Here is a 20862-nt window from a genome sequence, read left to right as displayed (position 1 = left end):
ATTCGCACGTACGTACGGATATGCGGTAGTCTTCGGCGACATGGACGACACCTGCGACCTGCTCTGCCTGGACATCCCCAAGGCGCAGGCCGCGCGCGAGCGCATGCCCGCCGCGGCGGAGCTCGAGACGTGGGCGAGCGCGGCGCGGGCGCTCGGTGACCCGACGCGGCTGGCGGTGGCGCTGGCGCTCGGGGAGGCGGCGCGGGCGTGCGTGTGCGACGTGGCCTGGATCGTCGGCCGCGACGAGAAGCTCGTCTCCCACCATGTGCGCGCGTTGCGGGCCGCGGGCCTGGCGCGCTCGGAGCGCGAGGGCCGGATGGTCATGTACACGCTCACCGACACCGGTCGCGCTTTGCTGGGTGCCGTGACCGCGGGCGCGGTGACGGCGTGAGCGCCCCGGTGGGGCTGCCGATGGCCTCCGCTGTGGCGGCGCCCGCCGCGCCGCCGGCCGCCGCGATCACGCCGGAGCGCTACCGCGAAGTGGCGGCGCGCGTGCGGCTGCTCTCGTGGTTGTCGCTCGCCGCGATGAGCGTCGAGGGTGTCGTCGCCATGATCGCCGGGATCATGGCCGGCTCGATCGCGCTGGTCGGGTTCGGTCTGGACTCGGCCATCGAGGGCTTCGCGAGCGTGATCATCATCTGGCGCTTCACGGGCTCGCGCATGCTCTCCTCGGACGCCGAGCACCGGGCGCAGAAGCTCGTGGCGATTCAGTTCTTCCTCCTTGCGCCGTACGTGGCCGTCGAGTCCGTGCGCGCCCTGGCGGGCGGCGAGCACCCGCAGGTGAGCGCGCTCGGGATGGCGCTGGCGGTGTTCAGCCTGATCACGATGCCACTGCTCGGCGTGGCCAAGCAGCGCCTTGCGGAGCAGCTCGGCTCCGCCGCGACGAAGGGCGAGGGCCGCCAGAACGTGCTGTGCGCCTATCTGGCCGGCGCGCTGCTGCTGGGCCTGGCGGGCAACGCGCTCGCCGGCGCCTGGTGGCTGGACCCGCTCGTCGGGCTGGCGATCGCCGCGGTCGCGATCAAGGAAGGCGTGGACGCGTGGCGCGGCGACGGCTGCTGCGTCGGCTCTCCGCTGGACGGCTTCACCGTCACCGATGCGGCCTGCGACGACGACTGCTGCTCGCGGTGACGGCTTCCCCACCTCAGCGCCTGGCGGTCGTCGCCGACGCCGAGCGCATCCAGGCGTTGATGCGCGCGTCCGCGCGAGAGCTCTTCCCGCACTTCTACGACGCGCGGCAGACTTCGAGCGCGGTGGTCCACGTCGCGCAGCTCGACATGGCGCTGATCGAGGACGGCACCTACTTTGTGCACGAGGCCGGCGGCGAGCTCGTCGCGTGTGGCGGCTGGAGCCGGCGGGCCAAGCTCTACGCCGACGGCGGCGACCTTCCCGGCGACGACCGCCTGCTGGATCCGGCGAGCGAGCCCGCCCGGGTGCGCGCGATGTTCGTGCGCGGCGACTGGACGCGCCGCGGCCTCGGGCGCGCCCTGCTGGAAGCGTGCGAGCGCGCCGCTCGCGCCGAGGGCTTCAGCTCCCTCGTGCTGATGGCGACGCTCCCCGGTGAGCCGCTCTACCGCGCGTTCGGCTTCGAGGAGGTCGGGCGCACGATGGTGGCGATGCCGGACGGCGTCGAGACCGCCGCCATCGAGATGCGACGCCTCATCACCCAGCCCTAGCCGGCGCATCACACTTGGTGTGTGGCGCCGTTGCCCTACACCGATCCGGGCGCCAAGATCGCGTTCTTCGCGGTCCTCGGCGTCTTCGTCGTGCTCGAACAGCGGATTCGCCTCAAGAGCCGGTTCAACCGGCACGGGACGCGCGAGGATCGCGGCAGCCTGCTGGTGGTCGTCGTCGCGGTGGCGGCCGGAGTGGCCGGCGGGTGCGTGGTGGCGGGCGCCGTGCCTTCGGCCGCGATCGCCGTCGCACGGTGGCCGATCTTCGTGCTCGGCGTGCTCCTGATGTGCGCCGGGATCGCGCTGCGTCAGTGGGCGGTCGCGCTGCTCGGCGAGTTCTTCACGGTCGACATCCGCGTGCACCCCGAGCAGGTGGTCGTCGAGCGGGGCCCCTATCGCCGGGTCCGGCATCCCTCCTACACCGGGATGCTCGTCACCTTCCTGGGGATCGGGCTGGCGCTGGGCAACTGGGCGGCGCTGGCGTTGCTGGTCGTGGTGCCGGCCGCAGGGTTCGTCGTGCGCATCCGCGTCGAGGAGCGTGCGCTCCTCGCGGGCCTCGGTGAGCCCTACCGCCGCTTCGCGACCACGCGGGCCCGCCTGATCCCCGGAATCTGGTGAACCGCCAGTCCCGACCCCCGCGGGCGGCTCGGTGATGCCTTGGTAAGCCTGTGGCTTACCAAGTGATCACGGGAGGAACAGAACGCTAGGCGAGAACGTCGACGAGGGAGCCGCGGGCCGCTTCGGCGGTGAGGGACACGGCCGCGTTTGCGCCGTACCCGGCCGGGTCGGGCTTCGTCGCGTCCGCGACGTCGGGAGCGACGCGACGCGTGACCGGAGTGGCGATCCTGGCCGTGGCGGCGTCGTAGCGCCGCGCGGTGGCGGCCATTCGGGACCCGGTGGAGGCCGGCGCGGTGGGCGTGAGCATCACCCACCCATCGGCAGCAGCGGCGCGACGGTCAAGCACTGATGCCGTCGCGCTCGTCACGGGGCGACGACCACGGTGACCGGCTCAGCGGCGTTCTCGTCGAGCGAGAGCGCGAGGGCGTAGTCCCCCGGCTCGAAGATCAGCCGCTCACCGAGTGTCGACCACGTCATCGCGACCTCGTCGCCGGCCGGCAGCGCGAACCACTTCTCCTCGCGGCGGCCGTTCCCCACGGCGTTGGCGAACGCCTTCGAGGGCGTGCCGTTCACCGTGAGCCGGGCGCGGTGGAGCTCTGGGTCGACGATCGCCATGCCGACGTTGCGCGCGGTCAGCGTCAGCTTCAGCTGGTCGAGTGTGGCGAGGGTCAGCGACGTCGGCTCGACGTCGAGGCGCAATCGGATGCTCACGGGCTGCGGGTGACGGACTGGCCGCCCTTGGACACGGTGATCGTCCCGTCCGCCAAGAGCGTGAAGGCCTGGGTCACGGTCGTGAACTGCTTGCCGTCGCCGCCCTCATCGATCGTCTTGAAGTGGTTGGGGATCACCCACTCGAAGGTCCCGTCACTCCACGGCTTCGCGTCGCCGCCGTTGGAGGCGGTGTCGACGGCCGTGTCCTTGTTGTTCTTGCCGATGCGCGTGAACGTATCGCCCGAGTCGTGCCACAGCGATTTGGCGGGCTGGGTCAGGTAGTAGCCCGTGATGCTGGTCGCCGGCCCGGAGACCTCCTTGACCTCCATGTTGCCGAACGACACGTTGAGCGGCTGATAGACGAAGCGCAGCTTCATGCCCGCGCCCTGCTCGCCCTTCTTGAAGCTCATCTCGGAGAGCTTGTTGGCGGTGATGATGGTCGGCTCGATCACGTTCATCGTCGTGGTCTTCGTCTGCGTGCCGGCGGTCACCGTGACCGTGATCGACGCGGCGCGGTTGGCCGCGCGCCACTTGAACTTCTTGCCGTTGGTCACCGCTGCCGCGGGCGTCCCGCCGCTCGCCGCCCAAGAACCCTTGAGGTTGCTGGTGAACGTCACGTCCTCGCCGACGCCGACGTCGGTCCGTTTGCGGCCGCCGCTCGGCGCTTTGAACTTCGTCTGCGGCTCGACCTTGAGGGTCGGCGGCGCCTTCGTCTTGGGCGGCTTGCGCGCGAGCGTGGCCTTGGTCCCGACGGGTGCCGGCCGCTCCTCGCCCGGGGCTTCGGTCTCCGCGGCCTCCTCGGTCTCGAGCTCGTCGGACTCCTCGGTCTCGAGCGCGCTCGTCTCCTCGGGCTCCGGCTCGGTCTCGGCAACCTCTGCGGCCGGGTCGCGCTCCTTGACGCCGGCGCGCCTGTCGGCCGTGCGCGCGAGCATCCGTCCGAGCGCCTGGTCGGCGGCGGGAACCCTGCGCTTCCGTGCGGCGGTCCGCGCCTTGGACGCGCCACCGAGTTGGCGGGAAACGGCGGCGTTGCCCGCGGAACGCTGCCATTGCAGGACGTTTTCCGCGGGCGCGGGAGCGGGCCCGGAGGCCTCAGGCTCGCGGGCGGTCACGGCTTCCTCCTGCTCGCGGCGGGCGAGCTCGGCCGTTTTCATGCGGCGAACATCTCACCGTTGGCGCCGCAGGTCAAGGCTCCCGCGGCTGGGGAGAATGAGGGAACCGATCAGGAGCGCGGCCGCGACCGCGGCCGACCAACAGGTTCTCGCACACTCAGTGCCATTCGGCCAGCCGGACGGATCCGTCGGCCGCGACCCAGGCGAGCACCGCGTAGTCCCCGCCCGCGCCGAGGTCGTGGTTGTAGTTGAAGTCCTCGCCGAGGTGGAGCGCTGGGCCTGCGCCGCGGGGCGCCGGTGCGCGGTGGAAGCGGCCGTCGCGTTCGATCGCCACGCCCCACCGCGAGTCCGGGAGCTGCCAGGCGGCGATCGCGCCGGGGCCGAGCGGGCGGACCGTGGGCTGGTAGGCCTCCCGGCCGTCGAGCCGGGAGCGGGACGGGAACGCAGTCGCTCCGGGAGCGGCGACGCTCGCGAAGACGGGCGCGTTGCGCTCGAACGCCTGCGGCTTGGTCTTCTCCTGGAACACGAGGACGCTGCGGCCCGAGCCGTCGACGGTCACGTCGGGCGCCAGGCCGCGACTGCGGCGTGTCACCAAGGCGCGCAGCGGCGCGGCGACGACGTCGTCCGCCCCGGCGCGAGCGAGTCCGGGGACGCCCAGGACGCCCGCGTCGCCGCCCACCGTGACATCGATGCTCCCGAGCACCAGCGCGCTCGCGGAGGCGAAGACGGTCTCGATGTCGTCCTTTCCGACGGCGGCCGCGGAGACGAGCCGCCACCCGCCCGCCGACCGGTACACCGCCACCTTGGTCGCCGTGTCCTGCGGGACGCTGGGATCGTCGTTGACCGGCCGGATGCAGCAGGCCGCGAGCGTCCCGTCGGGCGCCGCGCGCACGCTGTCGTGATCGAAGCCGCCTTTGCCGACTGTCATCGCCGGACCCGGCGTCCCGGCCGCCGAGATCGTGACCGTCCGGACGTTCTCGCCGGACTCGTAGACGGCGACCGCGGAACCGTCGGGCTCGCCGGCGACCCCGCCCAGGTCGTCGCCGCGCTTGTCGCCGCGGGCGGCGAGCGGCGCGGAGGCCCCGAAGCGCGCGCGTCCGGCGGCCCGGCGGGCGAAGCGCAGCGTCCCGCCGTTCCCCTGCCAGACCACGGTGATCGTCCCATCGGGCCCGATCGCCGGGGCGGGGCGCAGCCCGCTCGAGGCGAGCGTCGTCGCGCGGCCGAACTGCCCGGCCCGCGTGGCGACCGCGACGCGCACGCGTCCGTGCGTGTCGACCCAGGCCGCCACCGCGGCGCCCCGTGCATTGACCGCGACGCGCGGCGCCGGCTCGAGCACGCACGCGCTGACCGGGTCACAGGACGCGCGATCGTACGCCCGCGGCGCCGACCAGCGAGCCGCATGCGCGGGCGCGGCGCCAAACGCCAGGAGTGACACGACGGCGACGAGCCACCTCACGGCCGGCGCTCCGTGCCATACACGCGGCGGTATCCCGCGTCGCGATCGCTGGTCTCGAAGGCCTCATAGAGCACCCACGCGCGTCCTCCTGGGCCGAGCTGCACCGACTCGGGCGTGACCTCGAGCGACACCGGACCGAAGTGCACGGGAGCGCGCAGCCGGCCTCCCGCCGGACGGTAGGCGACGCCGAGTTGCGAGCGCGCGGACGGATCGCCGCGCTTGGCCTTCAGCGCTTCCTCCCACGCGACGACCGTCGCGCCGGCGCCGTCGATCGCCACTTTCACGGTCTCCCCGTAGCCGTCGCGACCGACCGTGCCGATGCGCCGCAGGCGGCTGTCGCCCTCGAACACGCGGACCCGCGCACGGTCACGGGCCTTGGGCGCCGCAAGCCAGACGGCGGCCACGGCACTCGGGCCGGCCGCCGCCACGTCGACCGCGAAGCCCTGCCCACGGTCGATGCGCTTCGCCGCCGGCACCGTGTCGGCGCCCGGCGGCTTGACCGCCACGTCGAGCCCCGCGCCGCGGGTGGAGGCGAGGATCGCCTGCCCGCCGGGCCCGACGGCGAGCCGCACATCCCCCGCGTTCCGGCTCACGAACCCGGCCTTGGAGAAGCCGGCGCCGGGCAGCCGCACCGCCGCCGCGAGATCGGACGGGAAGCTGTTGGTCTGCCACGCGACGACCGCCTCGCCGCTGTCGCCGATGCCCGCCGAGACGAGCGTGCGCTTGTCCGCCGTGTAGCCGGCCCGTACCGGCGCACCGAACGTCGCGGAGCCGGGGTCGCGGAACGCGGCATCGACCTCGAAGCCCTGCGGCGACTTGGCGACCCAGGCCACCACCGCCGTCCCGGTGGGCGAGATCGCCAGCGCCGGCCCACCACCCACATCGTCGACCGTCAGCAGCGGTCCGGTCGTGCCGGCGGCATCGAAGCCGACCACGGTCGACGGCGCACGACGCTGGACGTCGAGCGCCACGCCGCTGCCGTCCGCCGCCAAGGAGACGTACGCGACCCGCGCCGGAGAGCGCAGCGCGACCAGCGGATCGGCGAACGGCGCTGCGTCGGCAGCGTCCACCAGCCCCAGCGAGATATCGCGACCGGTGTCGGCGATCGCCGTCCGCAGGCTCCCATCGGCCCGCGCCACCGAGGCGAGCAGGCCCGCGTCGTCACCCGTCACCAGCACGGCCGGACGCGTCCACGCGGCATTCGCCACCGACGCGGACAGCGACGCGAGCACGACGGCGCCGCCAATGACCCTCAGCACTCTCATAGCCATCACCTTCCACGGTCGCGCCCTCCTTACACGACCACCAAGGGCGAGACTCGCCTACACCCGCTATCACTTCGCGGCGTGACAACGGCGGCGCTGGCGCTCGAGGGGTCCCGGCGCGAGAGGCGAGGACAGATCTATGTCGCGCTCGCCGCCGTCGCGTGGTCGACCGCCGGCGTGCTCCAGCGCCAGCTCACGCTCGACACCGCGACGCAGGTCTTCGGCCGCGCGGTGTTCGCGGGTTTCGCGCTGCTGGCGTACGTCGCCGTGGTCGACCGCGGCCGGGTGCTGGACGCGTTTCGCTCGATCGGACTGGCCGGCGTCGCCGTTGCGGGGTGCGTCGCGGTCGCCTCGGCCAGCTTCATCGGCGCGCTGAACCACTCGAGCGTGGCGCGCGTCCTCTTCATCCTGGCCGTCTCCCCCATGCTGGCCGCCCTGCTCGCGCGGGTGACGCTCGGCGAGCCGATCTCGCGCCGGACCGTCCTCGCGATGGCGCTGGCGCTGGTGGGCGTCAGCGTGATGCTCGGCTCGCCCGGGGAAGGCAGCCTGGTGGGCGACAGCCTCTCGTTCCTGTGCGCGCTCGCGTTCGCGATCATGGTGGTGATCACCCGCTGGCGCCACGACGTGTCGATGGCGCCGGCGACCTGCCTCTCGCAGGTGATCCTCGTCGCCGCGTTCCTCCCGTTCGCCAGCCCCGGCGAGATCTCCGGCGGCGACGTCGGCTGGTTGGCGGCGCTCGGCGTCGGGCAGATCGGGCTCGGCTTCGCGCTGCTCACGGTCGGCGCGCGGCTGATCCCGGCCGCGCAGGTGGGCCTGATCACGCTGCTCGAAGTGGTCCTCGGCCCGCTGTGGGTCTGGCTCGCGCTGGACGAGCGCCCGAGCACGCTCACGCTCGTCGGCGGCGCCATCGTGATCGTCGCGATCGTGATCCAGACGCGGGGGACGCAACCCGACGCGCCCGCGACACCGCATTAGGGCTGCAGCGGGACGCGCCACCAGCGGATGGCGTCGCCGGTGCGCAGCGGCGGGCGCGGGACGGTCACCAAGCCCCCTTGCGGTGAGGTGGCGAACGACGGGCCGAGGAACCAGCCGTGCACGCGGGTGATGAACTGCGCCGGGCCGAGCTTGAGGTCCTCGGTCGCCTGCGCGACGTTGATGGTGCTCACCCCCGGGTCGCGGTCCGCCCACGCGATCAGCCCGCGGCCGTACGGCAGTGGGAACAGGTTCGAGTTCTCCTCGAGATCGTCGGTGAGGCGGATCGGTGGGCCGAGCACCCCCGCCGCGGACCGGACGCGTACCTCGGCGCGACGCTTCAAGTTGTCCGTCCACCCGAGCACCATCCGGCCTTCGGAGGTGACGGCCGCCCAGGGCCCGCCCATGTCCTTGGTCTTGTTGAGTTTCACCGTCCGGCCGAAGCCGCCTCCGGGCGCGCGGAACACCCCGTAGACGGTGAAGACGACGCCGTCCCTCGAGTGCGCGTCGTCGCGATTCTGGCTCCAGCCGACGATCGCGTCGCCGCGATCGTTGGCGGCGACGGTGGGTTCGCTCGGGTTGCGCTGGACGCCCGCGACCACGACCGGCGCGCCGAACGTCGCCGCGCCGGCGGGGCGGGTGCTGACCGCGACCTGATCGCCGTTCGGCCGCTTCGGCGACCGAGTCTGGCGCCACGCGAGCACCGCGGAGCCGTTGTCCGTGACGGCAAGATCGGGAGCGAACACGCGGTAGGCGGCGATCGCCTGCGGCGCGCTGTAGCTACCGGACTCGCTCCGCGTGACGATCGCGAGCCCGCCCGTCTCGTTGGGCTTCTCGGGCGGCCAGACGATCGTCGCGGTGCCCGCGCCGTCGAGCCCGACGGCGATCGCCTCGGCGTCCCGGTCGACGCCGTCCGCCACCACTTCACGCGGCCCGAGCACTCCGCCGACCGGCCGATACCGCGCCCACAGCCGGCTGTCGTCGTCGTACCAGACGAGGATCGCGTCGCCGCGGGCGCCGAGCGCGATCAGCGGATCGTCGTACCCGTCGGTCACGACCTCCGGCGGCGCCTGCACGCCGTCGGCACCCACGAACTGCAGCGTGGACACGCCCGTGTCCTGGTCGGAGGTGGTGAACGCCATGTGCCCACCGGAGGACGACGCCCACTCGCTGTCCTCCCCCTGCGCCGCGGCGCTGGACGGGACGATCGCGAGCAGAAGTCCGGCGAGGCACACCAGGCGACGGAGCATTGCGGTGAGCATGCCCTCAGTGTTCCGTCGCCACACCTCAACATGAGCGGCACTCTCACGCCTGAATGAACTCTTAGTCCCCGAGTGCGTAGATCGTCCTATGTCCTCCCTAACGCATCACCGCCGAGTGGGTCTGCTCGGCCTCGTCGCCGCGTTCGCGGCGATCATCGTCGCCGTCGCGCTCGCGTCGACGTCCGACGCCGCCTCGAAGTCCTCCAAGGTCACCCTGAGCGAGTTCAAGATCTCCGCTTCGCCCAAGACCGCGTCCGCGGGCAAGGTCACGTTCAACGTCAAGAACGCGGGCGACATGGAGCACGAGATGGTCGTCATCAAGACGTCGACCGCTGCCTCCAAGCTGAAGGTCGGCAGCAACAACCGCGTCAGCGAGAAGGGCTCCGTGGGCGAGGTCGAGGACCTGGCCGGCGGCAAGAGCAAGAAGCTCACGCTCAACCTCAAGAAGGGTCACTACGTCCTGATCTGCAACATCCCGGGCCACTACAAGGGCGGGATGCGCGCGGACTTCACCGTGAAGTAGTCACCGCCGCGTCGTCGTGGTCGGTCGAGAGCGTCAGCTCCTTCCAGGCCTCGTCGCCTGAGATCTTGGCCTCGTCGGCCTCGCGGGCGATCTTGAACGCGTCGCTCCCCAGCAGCAGCCGCAACGGCGGCTCGGGGACCGAAGCGACCTTCAAGATCGCCTGCGCGCCCTTCGCCGGGTCGCCCAGCGAGACGGCGGCGGCGCGGTAGGAATTCATCACGCCGACGGTCTGCTCGTAGGCGTCGTGGTACTCGTGCACGGTCATCGACGAACCCGCCCAGTCGGTGCGGAACCCACCCGGCTCGATGATCGTGACCTTGATCCCGAGCGGCGCGACCTCCTTCGCGAGCACACCTGAGAACCCCTCGACCGCCCACTTGGCGGTCTGGTACGGGCCGATCCCCGGCGTCGTCACCCGCCCACCGACGGACGACACCTGGATCACGTGGCCGAAGCCCTGCTCGCGCAGGACCGGCAGCGCGGCGCGGGTCACGTTGATGACACCCCACAGGTTGGTCTCGAGCTGCGCGCGGAAGTCGGCCTCGTCGAAGTCCTCGATCGAGCTGACGTTCGCGTAGCCCGCGTTGTTGACCAGCACGTCCAGGCGCCCGAAGGCGTCGACCGTCGCCGCGATGGCCGCGGCCGCGGCGGCGCGGTCGGTGACGTCGAGCGCGACTGCGCGCGCCCGGTCCGGATAGCGGTCGACGAGGTCCTGCACCTGCTCCGGCCGGCGCGCGGTGGCGACGAGGTTGTGGCCGGCGTCCAGGACCGCTTCGGCGAGCGCGCGCCCGAGGCCACGGGAACTGCCGGTGATGAGCCAGGTCTGGGTCATGGTCGAACTCCTTACAAGAACGGTGTTCTCCTAACTATAGAACGCCGTTCTCTAAACTCAAGCCCATGACCTACCAGCGCGCCCGTTCGCCGGAGCACAAGGAGGAGCGCCGCGAAGCGATCCTCGCCGCCGCCCGCGCGCTGGCGGGCGAGCGCCCCGTCCGCGACGTCTCACTCGGTGACATCGCGCGCCGCGTGGAGCTCGCCAAATCCAACCTGCTGCGCTACTTCGAGTCGCGCGAGGCCATCTTCCTCACGCTCCTGCGGCGCGAGTGGGAGGCCTTCACCGTCGCGGCCTCGGCTCAGCCGGATGCCGCCGGCCTCGCCCGCGCCCTCGCCGAGCGCCCGTTCTTCTGCGATCTGCTGGGAGAACAGGCGGCGGTGCTCGAGCACAACGTGTCGGGCGAGACCGTCCGCGACTTCCGCGCCACGTCGATCGACCTCGTCCGCACGCTCGCCGGCGACGTCGCGACCGCCACGCGTCTCGCCTTCGACGACGCCTTCGAGGTGGTCGCGGCCGCGCTACTGATCGCCGCGGGCCTGTACCCCCTGACCAACCCCGCGCCCCGCGTCGTCGCCATCTACGCCGAAACCCCGGGCCTGCTCCAACCGGACTTCGAAGGGCGCCTGGGTCGCCTGGTCGCGACGCTGATCGCCGGCTACGCGCGCTGAATTGTCCGCACGCTGACCCGCCGGTGAACGGTGAACCCGTGCTCCACCGAGCCAGAACCTCGTGGCGCCTCGGCGCGACGGCCCGTATGCGACCCTAGGCCATCGCCGTTCGCCACCTGGAGCCCGCTGAGGGCCAGGTGCCACACGTCGAGCAACGTGAGGCACCGGCGCCCACGATCGCTTCCGCGCTTGCCAGCCCGAGCGCGATGACCGTCAGCAGCGTGCTCGGCCTGCAGCGCAGCGCGGGAAACTGCGCCGCCACGCGCGCCCTCGGCCGCTCGATGGTCGCGCCCACCGCCCCGTCGGCCCCCGCGCCGCCCACCGGCTCCTTCGAACGCGCGCTCGCTCGGGCCGCCGCGGCCCGCATCGACCGCTGCCCGGACTGCGGCGGCACCTGTAGCTGCGACGACGAGACCGAGGAGACCGAGCAGGAGCGGCCGCCCGACCCGCGACTCGCCCGCCTCACCAAGGCCCTCGGCGACGCGCCCGAGTTCGCCGCCGGCGTCCCGTCCCCGCCCGGGTTGGTCGAGGCCGACCTGGCGGGGGGCGAGCCCGAGACCGCTGCCGCGCCCGCCGAGGGGGCGCCGGCCGCCGAAGGCGCGCCCGCCGCCGACGCGGCGGTCGCACCGCTCACACCGCCCAGCGAGGTCGACGCCGAGGTCATCGACGAGAGCCCGGAGGAAGACCTCGACGACGGCCCCGAGCCCGAGGCCGACGAGACCCCCGACGCCGAGTTCGAAACCGAAGAAGGCGGCGGGACCGTCGCCCGGCGCGCGCTCAACCTCGGCTCCGCCGCGCCGTCGCACGCGCTCGACGCCGCGGGCGCCTACGGCGCTTTGGCCAAGGCCTCGGTGAGCATGAAGTCGGCCGCGGCCGCCTCGATCCCGCTCGGCGCCGGGATCTACGGCCTGACCTTCCCGGAGTCCGTCGACGTGAAGTTCACCGCCGTCCGCTCCGGTGCCAATTGGGTGCCGCGCGTGAGCAAGCTGACCGGGCGCTACTCGATGCAGATCCGGCTCCTCCCCGGCCAATCCGAGGTCACGGGACCGAAGGGCAACACGACCAGCGCGAACTTCTGCTCGCAGGTGACGGGCCTGACGACGCTCGGCAACACCGTCGGCAACCCGTGGTACATGCTCAAGGCGGTCAAGCGCCACGAGCAGGTGCACAAGACGCGCTTCGTCCCCGCCTTGAAGGCGCGCAAGAACGCGATCGTCACCTCGCTGGAAGCCGCGAGCGTCCCGCACGCGGCCGGCATGAACAAGGCCGCGGCGATCGCCGCGATCAACCTCGACCCGACCTTCCAGGCCGCCGTGACGGGCGCGCAGGCGCTCTGGCTCGCGGAGATCCTCACCCGCGTCGCGGGCGACCACGCCGGCGGTGGACCCACTGACCGGGCCGAGCACCGTATCGTCGACCCGATGGTCAAGGCGATCTGCAAGACGGCCAAGAAGAAGAAGTGGCCCGCGTGCGCGGACTGCCCGTGACATGGCACGCGCGCAACTGACCGACATCCCGGGCCGGCCGCCGCCGAGCGGTTCGGAGATCGCCGCGCTGTCCGCGACGCTCGACGTCGGCGACGAGCAGCCGGCGCTGCAGGCGACCGTCACGCTCGAGCACCACGGGGACGCTCGCGTCTCGCTGCTCGATCCGTGGGACATGCTGCAGTGGCAGTTGCTCGACGAGCGCGGCGCGCCACTCGCGCTCCCGCCGCGCGCACCCGCTCTGCTGACGGGGCGCAACTCCGAGACGGTCACGCTCGACCCCGGCGGCCGCCGCAGCACGACCGTCGAGCTCGACCAGCTCGCCGGCGGCCGGCCGATCACCGCCGGCGCGTATTCCCTCGGCGTGATCGCCACGTTGATCGACGCCGATGACACGGAACGTTCGCGCATCCTGCGCGCCGACCCGCTCCCGGTGCGGCTAGGCCAATAGCCCGCGGATCGGGCCGACGAGCTTGCGGTCGCGGATCGGGACGCAGTCCGGCGGAAAGTCCTGGCGGAAGGTGACATCGCCGGCGCGGTCCAGGAACTCCTCGAGCCGCGCGGCGGACGCGTCCTGCACGTCGTGCAGGACGAGCAGCGTCCAGTCGCGCTCTTCGATCTGCTCGAGCGCGCGGTCCACCCACCCGTCCTGGTCCTCCCAGTCGCGCGGGACGGCGTTCCAGAGCACGCAGGTGTAGCCGCCGCCGATCAGCGTGCCGACCGCGGTGTGGTTCAAGAGCCCGGGCTCGAGGTCACCCCCGGCGCCCGAGGGGCGGAAGAGCTTCTCCGGCCGCGAGAGCTCGCCGAGCAGCGCCTGCGCGTCCTCGATCTCGTCGGCGGCCCCCGCCTCGCGCAGCCCGAGCGGACGCGGGTGCGTCATCGTGTGGTTGCCGATCCAGTGGCCGTCCTGCGCCGCGCGGGCGGCGAGCGTGCGGTAGTGCTCCAGCTGCCGGCCGACGACGAAGAACGTCGCCTTCAGGCCGCGCTCGGCGAGCACGTCCAGGACCCGGGGCGTCGCCACCGGGTCCGGGCCGTTGTCGAACGTGAGGGTGACGTCAGGCGACGGTCGCAGGCTCCGTCGCGGGCACGCCGTTGTCAGAGGGCTTGGCGGCTGCCTTCTGCTTGGAGCGCGGGCGCGGGTTGACGATCGGTGTCAGCTCGGCTTCGAGCTTGGCGCGAAGCGGCTCCACTCGAGGCGAGAGACAGAGGCGGTCTCCGAGGTCTTCGAGCTTCTCGTCGAGTTGAAATCCAGGCCCCGTGGTGCAGATCTCCATCCGCCCTCCGGGAGACATCGAGTAGCAGCTGTCGAAGAAGTAGTGGTCGAAGATCTTCGTCCACGGCCGCACGCCCTCGTTGGCCTCGTCGCGAGCGCGCTCGGTCTCGGCGCCGTCGCCGGCGTCGTAGGCGATGTGATGCCACACGCCCACGCGGCCGTCGTTGCTCGGCCGCCCGGTCGGCTCGGAGAAGTACCAGCGGCCCGAGCGCTCGCCGTCGAGCACGAGGCGGTTGCCGTCACGGCGGAAGCCGAGATGCGCCGCGAACGGCTCCTGCTCGTCGATCGTCGTGTAGGAGCGCGCCCCTTCGAGGCCGCGGATGCGGTGCTCGGCGGGGATGTCGTCGGCGTCGGCGAGCAGCGGCGTGTCCGGCGTGTCGGACACCATCAGCTCGACCTCGTGGCCCTCCGGGTCGTGGAAGACCAGCGACTGCGGCGACGTCGGGTCCAGCCGCAGCAGCTCGCTGTGCGTCTGGTTGGCGATCAGCCGGTCCATCCAGTACTCGAGCGAGTCGTAGGAGCCGACGCGCAGGACCATGCGGTGGATGTCACCGTCGCCCGGGACGCCGGCGGGCGCCTCGTTGAACTCGAGGAAGGTGACCACGCTGCCCGGGTTGCCCTCCTCGTCGCCGAAGTAGGTGTGGTAGCGGAACGTCGTCTCGAAGTTGAGCGTGTTCTTGACGAAGCGCATGCCCATGATCCGGCACCAGAAGTCCACGTTGGTCACGACGTCGCGCGTGATCCCGGTGAAGTGGTGGGGTCCCTTGAGTGGTTGCTTCATGTGGTCTCCTCCTCGGCGCGGCGCATCGTCCAGCCCAAAAATTTGCACAATCGATATTACGCGTCAATACTTGCGGCCGGATGACACTCACCGCCCCGCGCACGATCGCCGGCCAGGTGGCCGAGCGGCTGAAGGCCGAGATTCTCGCCGGTGAGCGGCCCGCGGGGGCGAAATTGCGTCAGGTGGAGATCGCCCGCAGCTACGGCGTGAGCACCACGCCGGTGCGCGAGGCGCTCGCCACGCTGCAGCGCGAGGGGCTCGTTCAGCACCACCCGCAGCGGGGTGCGGTCGTGTTCCTGCCCAGCGTCGACGACCTGCGCCATCACTACGAGATCCGCGCCGCGCTGGAGGCGCTGGCCGCCGCCAAGGCCGCCGAGCAGTTCGAGCCGGCGTGGGCGCCGCCGCTGGAAGCACTGCTGGCCGAGATGCGCGACGCCCCGCCCGCCGAGCGCTACCTCGCGCTCAACCAGGCCTTCCACACCCGCCTCTACGAGCACTCCGGGCGACTGCAGCTCGTCGCGATGATCGCCGCGCTGCGCGACGCCTCCAGCGCGTACCTGCAGATCTACCGTGCGCAGTCGGACTTCCCCACCGCGCGCCTTGACCACGAGCACCGCGCGATCCTCGCCGCGTGCGTGGCGCGCGACCCCCAGCGCGCCGCCGCGGCCACCCGCGAGCACCTCGAGAACACGGTCGAGCACGTCGCCACCCATCTATGAACCGCAGCACAGAACGCATCCTCACCACCCACGTCGGGAGCCTTCCGCGCCCCGACGACCTGATTCGCACGATGTTCGCCAAGCAGGAAGGCGTCCCCGTCGATCCGGTCGCGCTCGAGCAGCGCACCCGCTCCGCCGTCGCCGAGACGGTGGCCAAGCAGACCGCCGCGGGCGTCGACGTCGTGTCCGACGGCGAGATGAGCAAGCCCAGCTACGTCACCTACGTGATCGACCGGCTCGACGGCTTCGGCGGCGAGAGCCATCCCGTGGAGACCTACGCCGACCTCGACGCCTTCCCGGTCCTGCACCGCAAGGTGTTCGGCGACCCCGGCCGCTCGCGGCGCCGGCTGCCCGCCTGCGACGGCGACATCACGGTCCGCGACCCCGAGGCCGCCAACGTCGACGTCGAGCACCTCAAGGCCGCGCTCCCCGCGGGACAGGAGGCGTTCCTGAACGCCGCGTCCCCCGGCGTGATCGCGCTCTTCTTCCGCAACGACCACTACCCCACCCGTGAGGCGTACCTCTACGCGATCGCCGACGCGATGGCGGTCGAGTACGAGGCCGTCACCAGGCAGGGCATCATCGTCCAGATCGACTGCCCGGATCTCGCGATGGGCCGCCACATCCAGTTCGCCGACTCCTCGCTGGCCGACTTCCGGCGAGAGGCGCAGCTGAACATCGAGGCGCTCAACCACGCCACCCGCAACATCGATCCCGAGCTGCTGAAGATGCACGTCTGCTGGGGCAACTACGAAGGCCCGCACCACTGCGACGTCCCGTTCAAGGACATCGTCGATCTCGTCTTCAAGGCGCGCCCGAACGCGATCGCCTTCGAGGCCGCCAACCCCCGCCACGCCCACGAGTGGCAGATCTTCGGGGACGTCAAGCTGCCCGACGGCAAGGTCCTGATCCCGGGCGTGCTCGAGTCCAAGGCCAACTTCATCGAGCATCCGGAGCTGATCGCCCAGCGAATCCGCCGCTACGCGGACCTCGTCGGGCGCGAGAACGTCATGGCCGGGAGCGACTGCGGCTACGGCACGTGGGTGGGCCAGGCCGCGGTCGATCCCGACGTCGTGTGGGCGAAGCTCGCCGCGCTCACCGAGGGCGCGGCGATCGCCTCACGCGAGCTCTACTGACACCGTCTTCGCGCCCTCGACCAGCGACTGGAGCTTGCCGAACGCCGACTCGCGCGTGAGGTACTTCATCCCGCAGTCGGGGGCCGCGACGAGGTCGCGCGTGTACGGCAGCGCGCGCCGCAGGCGCGCCGCGACCGTCTCGGCGCTCTCGACGTCGTCGCTGTCGAGCGCGATCACGCCGAGGATGATCGTCTTGCCGGTCAGCGCGCCCAGCACCTCGAGGTCGAGCTCCGCCTGCGCGGACTCGATCGAGATCTGGTCGACGGGCGCGTCGGCCAGCTCGGCCAGGAAGCGGTAGGCGCGCTTGTGGCCGGGGACGAAGAGCGGGTAGCCGAAGCAGATGTGCAGCGCGGTCGTGCCGCGCACGCCGTCCAGCGCCCGCTGCAGCGTCTCGATGCCGTACTCGCGCGCGGCGTCGGCGCGCGACTCCATCCACGGCTCGTCGAGCTGGACGATGTCGATGCCCGCCGCGTGCAGGTCCTCGATCTCGGCGCGAACGACGTCGGCGAACGCGAACGCGACGTCGCGCGGCGCCCCGTAGTGATCGTCCTGGGCCTGCTGGGCCATCGTGAACGGCCCGGGGATCGTGACCTTGGTCAGGCGCTCGGTGTTCGCGCGCAGGAACTCCGCGTCGCGGATCAGGATCGGCTTCGGGCGGGCGATCGGGCCGACGATCCGTGGCACCGGGAACGGGTTGCCGTTGCGGTCCAGGGTCTCCCCCGGGTTGTCGACGTCGATGCCGTCCAGCGCCATCACGACGCGGTTGGAGTAGCTCTCGCGCCGCTGCTCGCCGTCGGTGATGACGTCCAGGCCGGCGCGCTCCTGGTCGCGGATCGCCATCAGGGTCGCGGCGTCCTGCGCCTCCTCGAGGAAGCGCTCCTCGACGCGCCAGAAGTCCGCCGCGCGAATCCGCGGGGGCTGGCGCCCCCGCAGCTTCTCGCGATCAAGCAGCCACTGCGGCTGCGGGTAAGACCCCACGAGGCTCGTAAGCATCGTGGGGACCTTAGCTATGGCGTGGTGGTGCTCAGCGTGTACGTGAGCGTCTTGTTGTAGGCGCCGGTGCGCAGCGCCTCGTTGGCGGCGATCGACTGATCGAAGCCGATGGTGACGAGGTCGTTGGAGACCGGGCCCGCGTAGGTGAGCAGCGTCAGCGGCGTGCCGCTGACCGCGGCCGGCGTGCCGGCGTTGGCCTTGGCCTGCAGCGGCGAGGCCAGGGAGAACGCGCCGTTGACCAGGCGGCCCGGAGCGTTGCTGCTCGGGTCCACGACCGACAGCGCCGCGTCACCCGCGGTGGAGATCACCGTGGCGGTCGTCGAGGCCGAGTAGGTCTTGGCGACGCCGGGCGCGAAGCCGCCGAAGCTGACCGGCGCGCCCAGCGCGAGCGAGAGCGTCGCCGGCACCGCGCCGCCGACCGGGCCGGTGGTCGACGTGCTCTGGAAGAACGTCGTCGGGTTCAGCGCCGGCTTGACCGTCCCGAACAGCCACTGCTGGAAGTACGTGTCGAGCTTGTCGACGTTGGCCTGGACGAACCCGCCCTTCGTGGCGGCGGTCGACTTCGCCAGCGCGATGAACGCGGCGGTGTCGGCGTTGCCGTGGCGGTAGGTCGTCTGCCACGCCTTCAGCAGCTCGCGGAACGCCGGCTCGCCCATGATCTGGCGCAGGCCCTCGATCATCGTCGCGGGACGCGTGTAGACCGGGAAGTTCGAGAACAGGACCGAGGCGCTCGGCAGGTTGGCCGGCGGCGTCGTCCAGTTGTTGGAGGCGCGGTTGTAGTTCGTGGTGAACTGCGACTCGAGGGTCGCGCCGCCGTTGAACTTGTTGCCCCAGTTCCACGCGAACCAAGTGGCGAAGCCCTCGTTGAGCCAGATGTCCGTCCACTGCTTCAGCGAGACGCTGTTGCCGTACCACTGATGCGCGATCTCGTGCGAGAGCGTGTTGAGGCTGATGCTCGCGGACGGGAAGTGGATCTTGGTCTGGACCTCGAGCACGTAGCCGAGCGAGGACGGCAGGCGGTCGGCCACGGCGCCGATCGAGTCGAACGGGTAGGCGACGCCGTTGTAGTCGGCCTCGAAGGCGACGATCTGGTCCTCACGCGCCGCGGCGGTGTTCAGCGACGTCTTCTGCGCGGTCGTGAAGGTGCTCTCCCAGGCGTTGTAGAGCCCGAGCGCGTTGCCGCCTGCGCCCTTGGCCGTCGCGCCCTCGCCGATCGTGAAGTCGAAGACGCCGACCGTCGCCGTCGTCAGGTAGGTGGCCGTCGGGTAGCCGTCGTGCCAGTTCCACGTGCGCGTCAGGCCGTCGGCGTTCAGCGCGGGCGGGTTGGAGCCCACGAGCTCGCCGTTGCCGAGCGCGGTGTGCGTGCTCGGGACGGTGATGTGGAAGTCGTAGGTCGCCTTGTCGGCGGGGTGGTTGTTGTTCGGGAACCAGGTCATGGCGCCGATCGGCTCGTTGACGACGAACGAGCCGTCCGTCGTACGGATCCAGCCCTCGAACGACTCGTCCGGGTCCTCCATCGCGGTCGGCGTGCCCGAGTAGTTGACGACGACGTGGAAGACGCGGTTGTTGAGGATGCCGGCCGCCGGCGTGACGATCAGCTTGTTCTTGTACGCCGCATCGTCGTTCTCGCGCGTGAACGTCGCCGCGACGCCGTCGATGGTGATGGAGTCGACGTTCAGGCCGCGGAAATCGAGCGAGAACTGCGACAGGTTCTGCGTCGCGCGCAGCGTGATGTCGGCCTTCGTCCCGGTGTTGAAGACGTTCGCAACCGGGTCGTAGTTCAGCGTCAAGTCGTAGTTCTGGACGTCGTAGCCCGTGTTGCCGACGTTGGCCAACTCGGGAAGACGGTCCCCCAACGTGCGCCCTCCGGGCGTGTACGTCTGCGCGCTCGCGGTGGCACTCAGCGCCAGGCTGAGGAAAATGCCCCCGATCGCGGCCCAGGAACGACCTCGCATGTAAACGACCCCTCTTCTCAGTCGGCGCGCAGGCGATCCGTACCGGCGCACCTTTCTGAGAGCGAACCTACCGTGCGCTGAGAAGCACAACAAGATTGGTCCCTGATGAGAAGTCTAAACATGTGAGACTTGCTAGCTATCACCGGGCCGCTATCTCGATATTGGACCAATCACCCGTGGCGTCGTACATTCTCTCTCGACGACTTGGTGGCTCCCCACCTCGCAGCGGCTCCGGTACATATCTCTCCTCCCCGGGGTCGAGGCGACGTCATTTACGCGCTGGCCCTCGCCGACCTCTCTCTCCTTCGGCGGGGGCCGCCGCGCGTGCCTTCTCCAGGAAGGCCGCGAGCACCGGCGACTCGTCGGTCGCCCGCCAGGCCATCGCCAGCCGCACCACGGGCGCGTTGCCGTCCAGCGGCCGGTAGGTGACTCCGTGGCGCACCAGCGCCCGGACCGACTCCGGCACCAGCGAGATCCCGACGCCCGCGGCCACGAGGCCGATCACGGTCTGCATCTCCGCTACTTCCTGGACGATCTGCTCCTCACCGCCGAGTTGGGCGATCGAGGTCGCCAGCGCGGCCCGCAGCCCCGGTGAGCCGGCGGGGGTGAGCAGGACGAGCGACTCGCCGACCAGGTCCGCGGCGTGCACCAGCGGGTGCTGGGAGAGCGGGTGGACGTCCGGCATCGCGACGACGATCTCCTCCTCGAGCACGGTCTCGAAGCTCAGGCCGGGCCAGCGCCCCGGGGTGCGCAGGAAGCCGACGTCGAGCCGGCCGTCGTCGAGCTGGCGCAGCTGCTCGGTCGTGCCCATCTCGTGCAGGCGCAACCCGATGTCCGGCGCCTGCTCGCGGAACGCCCGCAGCAGCTCGGGCACGAAGCTGTACATCGCGGAGCCGACGAAGCCGACCGCGAGCCGCCCGACCTCGCCGCGCTGCACCCGCCGCGCCTGGCGCGCGGCGTCCTCGACCGCGTCGAGGATCTCGCGCGCGCGCACGAGGAACGCCGCACCCGCCGCGGTCAGCTCGACCTTGCGCTGGTTGCGGCTGAGCAGCTGCGCGCCGACCTCCTCCTCGAGCTGGCGGATCTGCTGGCTCAGCGGCGGCTGGGACATGTGCAGCCGCTCGGCCGCGCGGCGGAAGTGCAGCTCCTCGGCGACGGCGATGAAATAGCGGAGATGGCGGAGCTCCATACGGGTTCGTTCATGATGGTGTGCGGTATGGACGAGTTCCACGCACGCGACGGCATGATCCGGCTGGGCCAGCTGCTCAAGGCCGCTGGGCTGGTCGACACCGGCGGCGAGGCGAAGATGCTGCTGGCCGACGAGCAGGTCACGGTCAACGGCGAGGTCGAGACCCGCCGCGGGCGCCAGCTGCATCCGGGCGACGTCGTGACGCTCGGCGAAGCGTCGGTTCGCCTGACCTGAAACGCTGCC

Annotated in this window: 24 protein-coding genes; 12 read left to right on the top strand and 12 right to left on the bottom strand. The window is 71.4% G+C overall.

What is annotated here, in order from left to right; all coding sequences use genetic code 11:
• The first annotated feature begins 40 nt into the window (after window positions 1-40).
• From OM076_RS22380 to OM076_RS22365, 4 genes are read left to right on the top strand one after another with little or no spacing between them, the layout of a single operon-like run.
• Entirely contained in the window at window positions 41-391 is a 351-nt protein-coding gene (locus OM076_RS22380) for an ArsR/SmtB family transcription factor (protein ID WP_270042296.1), read from the top strand.
• Between the two features lie 20 nt (window positions 392-411).
• Window positions 412-1128, top strand: a complete 717-nt coding sequence (locus tag OM076_RS22375) for a cation efflux transmembrane domain-containing protein (RefSeq protein ID WP_270042295.1) — start codon at window positions 412-414, stop codon at window positions 1126-1128.
• On the top strand, window positions 1125-1673 hold the full coding sequence (locus OM076_RS22370) for a GNAT family N-acetyltransferase (protein ID WP_270042294.1): 549 nt from the start codon (window positions 1125-1127) through the stop codon (window positions 1671-1673). Before OM076_RS22375 ends, OM076_RS22370 begins: the two co-directional genes overlap by 4 nt.
• 21 nt (window positions 1674-1694) lie before the next feature.
• Window positions 1695-2288 carry a methyltransferase family protein gene (locus OM076_RS22365; protein ID WP_270042293.1) on the top strand — a complete coding sequence of 198 codons (594 nt, stop codon included), beginning with the start codon at window positions 1695-1697 and terminating at the stop codon, window positions 2286-2288.
• A gap of 85 nt (window positions 2289-2373) precedes the next feature.
• Here OM076_RS22365 and OM076_RS22360 read toward each other — a convergent pair whose 3' ends face one another.
• From OM076_RS22360 to OM076_RS22340, 5 genes are all read right to left on the bottom strand, one after another.
• Window positions 2374-2595: a hypothetical protein gene (locus OM076_RS22360; RefSeq protein ID WP_270042292.1), complete on the bottom strand. Its 222-nt coding sequence runs from the start codon at window positions 2593-2595 to the stop codon at window positions 2374-2376.
• A 56-nt stretch (window positions 2596-2651) separates the two neighbouring features.
• Window positions 2652-2999, bottom strand: coding sequence for a hypothetical protein (locus OM076_RS22355; RefSeq protein WP_270042291.1), 348 nt, complete (start codon window positions 2997-2999; stop codon window positions 2652-2654).
• The gene (locus tag OM076_RS22350) at window positions 2996-4150 is read right to left on the bottom strand and encodes a hypothetical protein (protein ID WP_270042290.1); all 1155 of its coding nucleotides are present in this window, start codon (window positions 4148-4150) and stop codon (window positions 2996-2998) included. The genes OM076_RS22355 and OM076_RS22350 overlap by 4 nt, the downstream gene beginning before the upstream one ends.
• A gap of 115 nt (window positions 4151-4265) precedes the next feature.
• Window positions 4266-5564 carry a hypothetical protein gene (locus OM076_RS22345; protein WP_270042289.1) on the bottom strand — a complete coding sequence of 433 codons (1299 nt, stop codon included), beginning with the start codon at window positions 5562-5564 and terminating at the stop codon, window positions 4266-4268.
• A complete protein-coding gene (locus OM076_RS22340) occupies window positions 5561-6829 on the bottom strand; it encodes a hypothetical protein (RefSeq protein ID WP_270042288.1) in 1269 nt (422 codons plus the stop codon). The genes OM076_RS22345 and OM076_RS22340 overlap by 4 nt, the downstream gene beginning before the upstream one ends.
• Before the next feature lie 81 nt (window positions 6830-6910).
• On the opposite strand from OM076_RS22340, the gene OM076_RS22335 reads away from it, so the two are divergent.
• Complete coding sequence (locus OM076_RS22335; RefSeq protein ID WP_270042287.1) at window positions 6911-7804, top strand: DMT family transporter; 894 nt, start codon at window positions 6911-6913, stop codon at window positions 7802-7804.
• Here OM076_RS22335 and OM076_RS22330 read toward each other — a convergent pair.
• Entirely contained in the window at window positions 7801-9051 is a 1251-nt protein-coding gene (locus OM076_RS22330) for a hypothetical protein (protein WP_270042286.1), read from the bottom strand. The two genes, OM076_RS22335 and OM076_RS22330, sit on opposite strands and share 4 nt — an antisense overlap.
• Before the next feature lie 100 nt (window positions 9052-9151).
• Here OM076_RS22330 and OM076_RS22325 point away from each other — a divergent pair, with 100 nt between their 5' ends.
• The gene (locus OM076_RS22325; protein ID WP_270042285.1) at window positions 9152-9586 is read left to right on the top strand and encodes a cupredoxin domain-containing protein; all 435 of its coding nucleotides are present in this window, start codon (window positions 9152-9154) and stop codon (window positions 9584-9586) included.
• Here OM076_RS22325 and OM076_RS22320 read toward each other — a convergent pair.
• Window positions 9573-10418: an oxidoreductase gene (locus OM076_RS22320; RefSeq protein ID WP_270042284.1), complete on the bottom strand. Its 846-nt coding sequence runs from the start codon at window positions 10416-10418 to the stop codon at window positions 9573-9575. The genes OM076_RS22325 and OM076_RS22320 overlap by 14 nt on opposite strands.
• Window positions 10419-10483: 65 nt before the next feature.
• Between OM076_RS22320 and OM076_RS22315 the strand changes: the two genes are divergently transcribed.
• The 3 genes from OM076_RS22315 to OM076_RS22305 all read left to right on the top strand — a co-directional run bounded on the left by OM076_RS22315 (window position 10484) and on the right by OM076_RS22305 (window position 13024).
• A complete protein-coding gene (locus OM076_RS22315; protein WP_270042283.1) occupies window positions 10484-11089 on the top strand; it encodes a TetR family transcriptional regulator in 606 nt (201 codons plus the stop codon).
• A 206-nt stretch (window positions 11090-11295) separates the two neighbouring features.
• Window positions 11296-12576 carry a hypothetical protein gene (locus OM076_RS22310; protein WP_270042282.1) on the top strand — a complete coding sequence of 427 codons (1281 nt, stop codon included), beginning with the start codon at window positions 11296-11298 and terminating at the stop codon, window positions 12574-12576.
• A 1-nt stretch (window position 12577) separates the two neighbouring features.
• Window positions 12578-13024 (top strand): hypothetical protein, encoded by a 447-nt coding sequence (locus OM076_RS22305; RefSeq protein ID WP_270042281.1) that lies wholly within the window; start codon window positions 12578-12580, stop codon window positions 13022-13024.
• Here the strand turns inward: OM076_RS22305 and OM076_RS22300 are convergent.
• Window positions 13013-13594: a polysaccharide deacetylase family protein gene (locus tag OM076_RS22300; protein ID WP_270042280.1), complete on the bottom strand. Its 582-nt coding sequence runs from the start codon at window positions 13592-13594 to the stop codon at window positions 13013-13015. The two genes, OM076_RS22305 and OM076_RS22300, sit on opposite strands and share 12 nt — an antisense overlap.
• A 34-nt stretch (window positions 13595-13628) precedes the next feature.
• Complete coding sequence (locus OM076_RS22295; protein WP_270042279.1) at window positions 13629-14627, bottom strand: VOC family protein; 999 nt, start codon at window positions 14625-14627, stop codon at window positions 13629-13631.
• An 80-nt stretch (window positions 14628-14707) separates the two neighbouring features.
• On the opposite strand from OM076_RS22295, the gene OM076_RS22290 reads away from it, so the two are divergent.
• Together OM076_RS22290 and OM076_RS22285 are read left to right on the top strand one after the other, a co-directional pair.
• Window positions 14708-15346, top strand: coding sequence for a GntR family transcriptional regulator (locus OM076_RS22290; protein ID WP_270042278.1), 639 nt, complete (start codon window positions 14708-14710; stop codon window positions 15344-15346).
• Window positions 15343-16482 carry a cobalamin-independent methionine synthase II family protein gene (locus tag OM076_RS22285; protein ID WP_270042277.1) on the top strand — a complete coding sequence of 380 codons (1140 nt, stop codon included), beginning with the start codon at window positions 15343-15345 and terminating at the stop codon, window positions 16480-16482. Before OM076_RS22290 ends, OM076_RS22285 begins: the two co-directional genes overlap by 4 nt.
• Here the strand turns inward: OM076_RS22285 and OM076_RS22280 are convergent.
• The 3 genes from OM076_RS22280 to OM076_RS22270 all read right to left on the bottom strand — a co-directional run bounded on the left by OM076_RS22280 (window position 16465) and on the right by OM076_RS22270 (window position 20619).
• On the bottom strand, window positions 16465-17475 hold the full coding sequence (locus tag OM076_RS22280; protein ID WP_270042276.1) for a hypothetical protein: 1011 nt from the start codon (window positions 17473-17475) through the stop codon (window positions 16465-16467). The genes OM076_RS22285 and OM076_RS22280 overlap by 18 nt on opposite strands.
• Window positions 17476-17489: 14 nt before the next feature.
• Window positions 17490-19430 carry a M1 family metallopeptidase gene (locus tag OM076_RS22275; protein WP_270042275.1) on the bottom strand — a complete coding sequence of 647 codons (1941 nt, stop codon included), beginning with the start codon at window positions 19428-19430 and terminating at the stop codon, window positions 17490-17492.
• A gap of 268 nt (window positions 19431-19698) precedes the next feature.
• Window positions 19699-20619 (bottom strand): LysR substrate-binding domain-containing protein, encoded by a 921-nt coding sequence (locus tag OM076_RS22270; RefSeq protein ID WP_270042274.1) that lies wholly within the window; start codon window positions 20617-20619, stop codon window positions 19699-19701.
• Between the two features lie 27 nt (window positions 20620-20646).
• On the opposite strand from OM076_RS22270, the gene OM076_RS22265 reads away from it, so the two are divergent.
• On the top strand, window positions 20647-20853 hold the full coding sequence (locus tag OM076_RS22265; protein WP_270042273.1) for an RNA-binding S4 domain-containing protein: 207 nt from the start codon (window positions 20647-20649) through the stop codon (window positions 20851-20853).
• Window positions 20854-20862 lie beyond the last annotated feature (9 nt).

The sequence above is a fragment of the Solirubrobacter ginsenosidimutans genome (assembly GCF_027587205.1).
The sequence above is the reverse complement of the archived record's forward strand: the minus strand, read 5'-3'. Positions and strand labels throughout refer to the sequence as shown.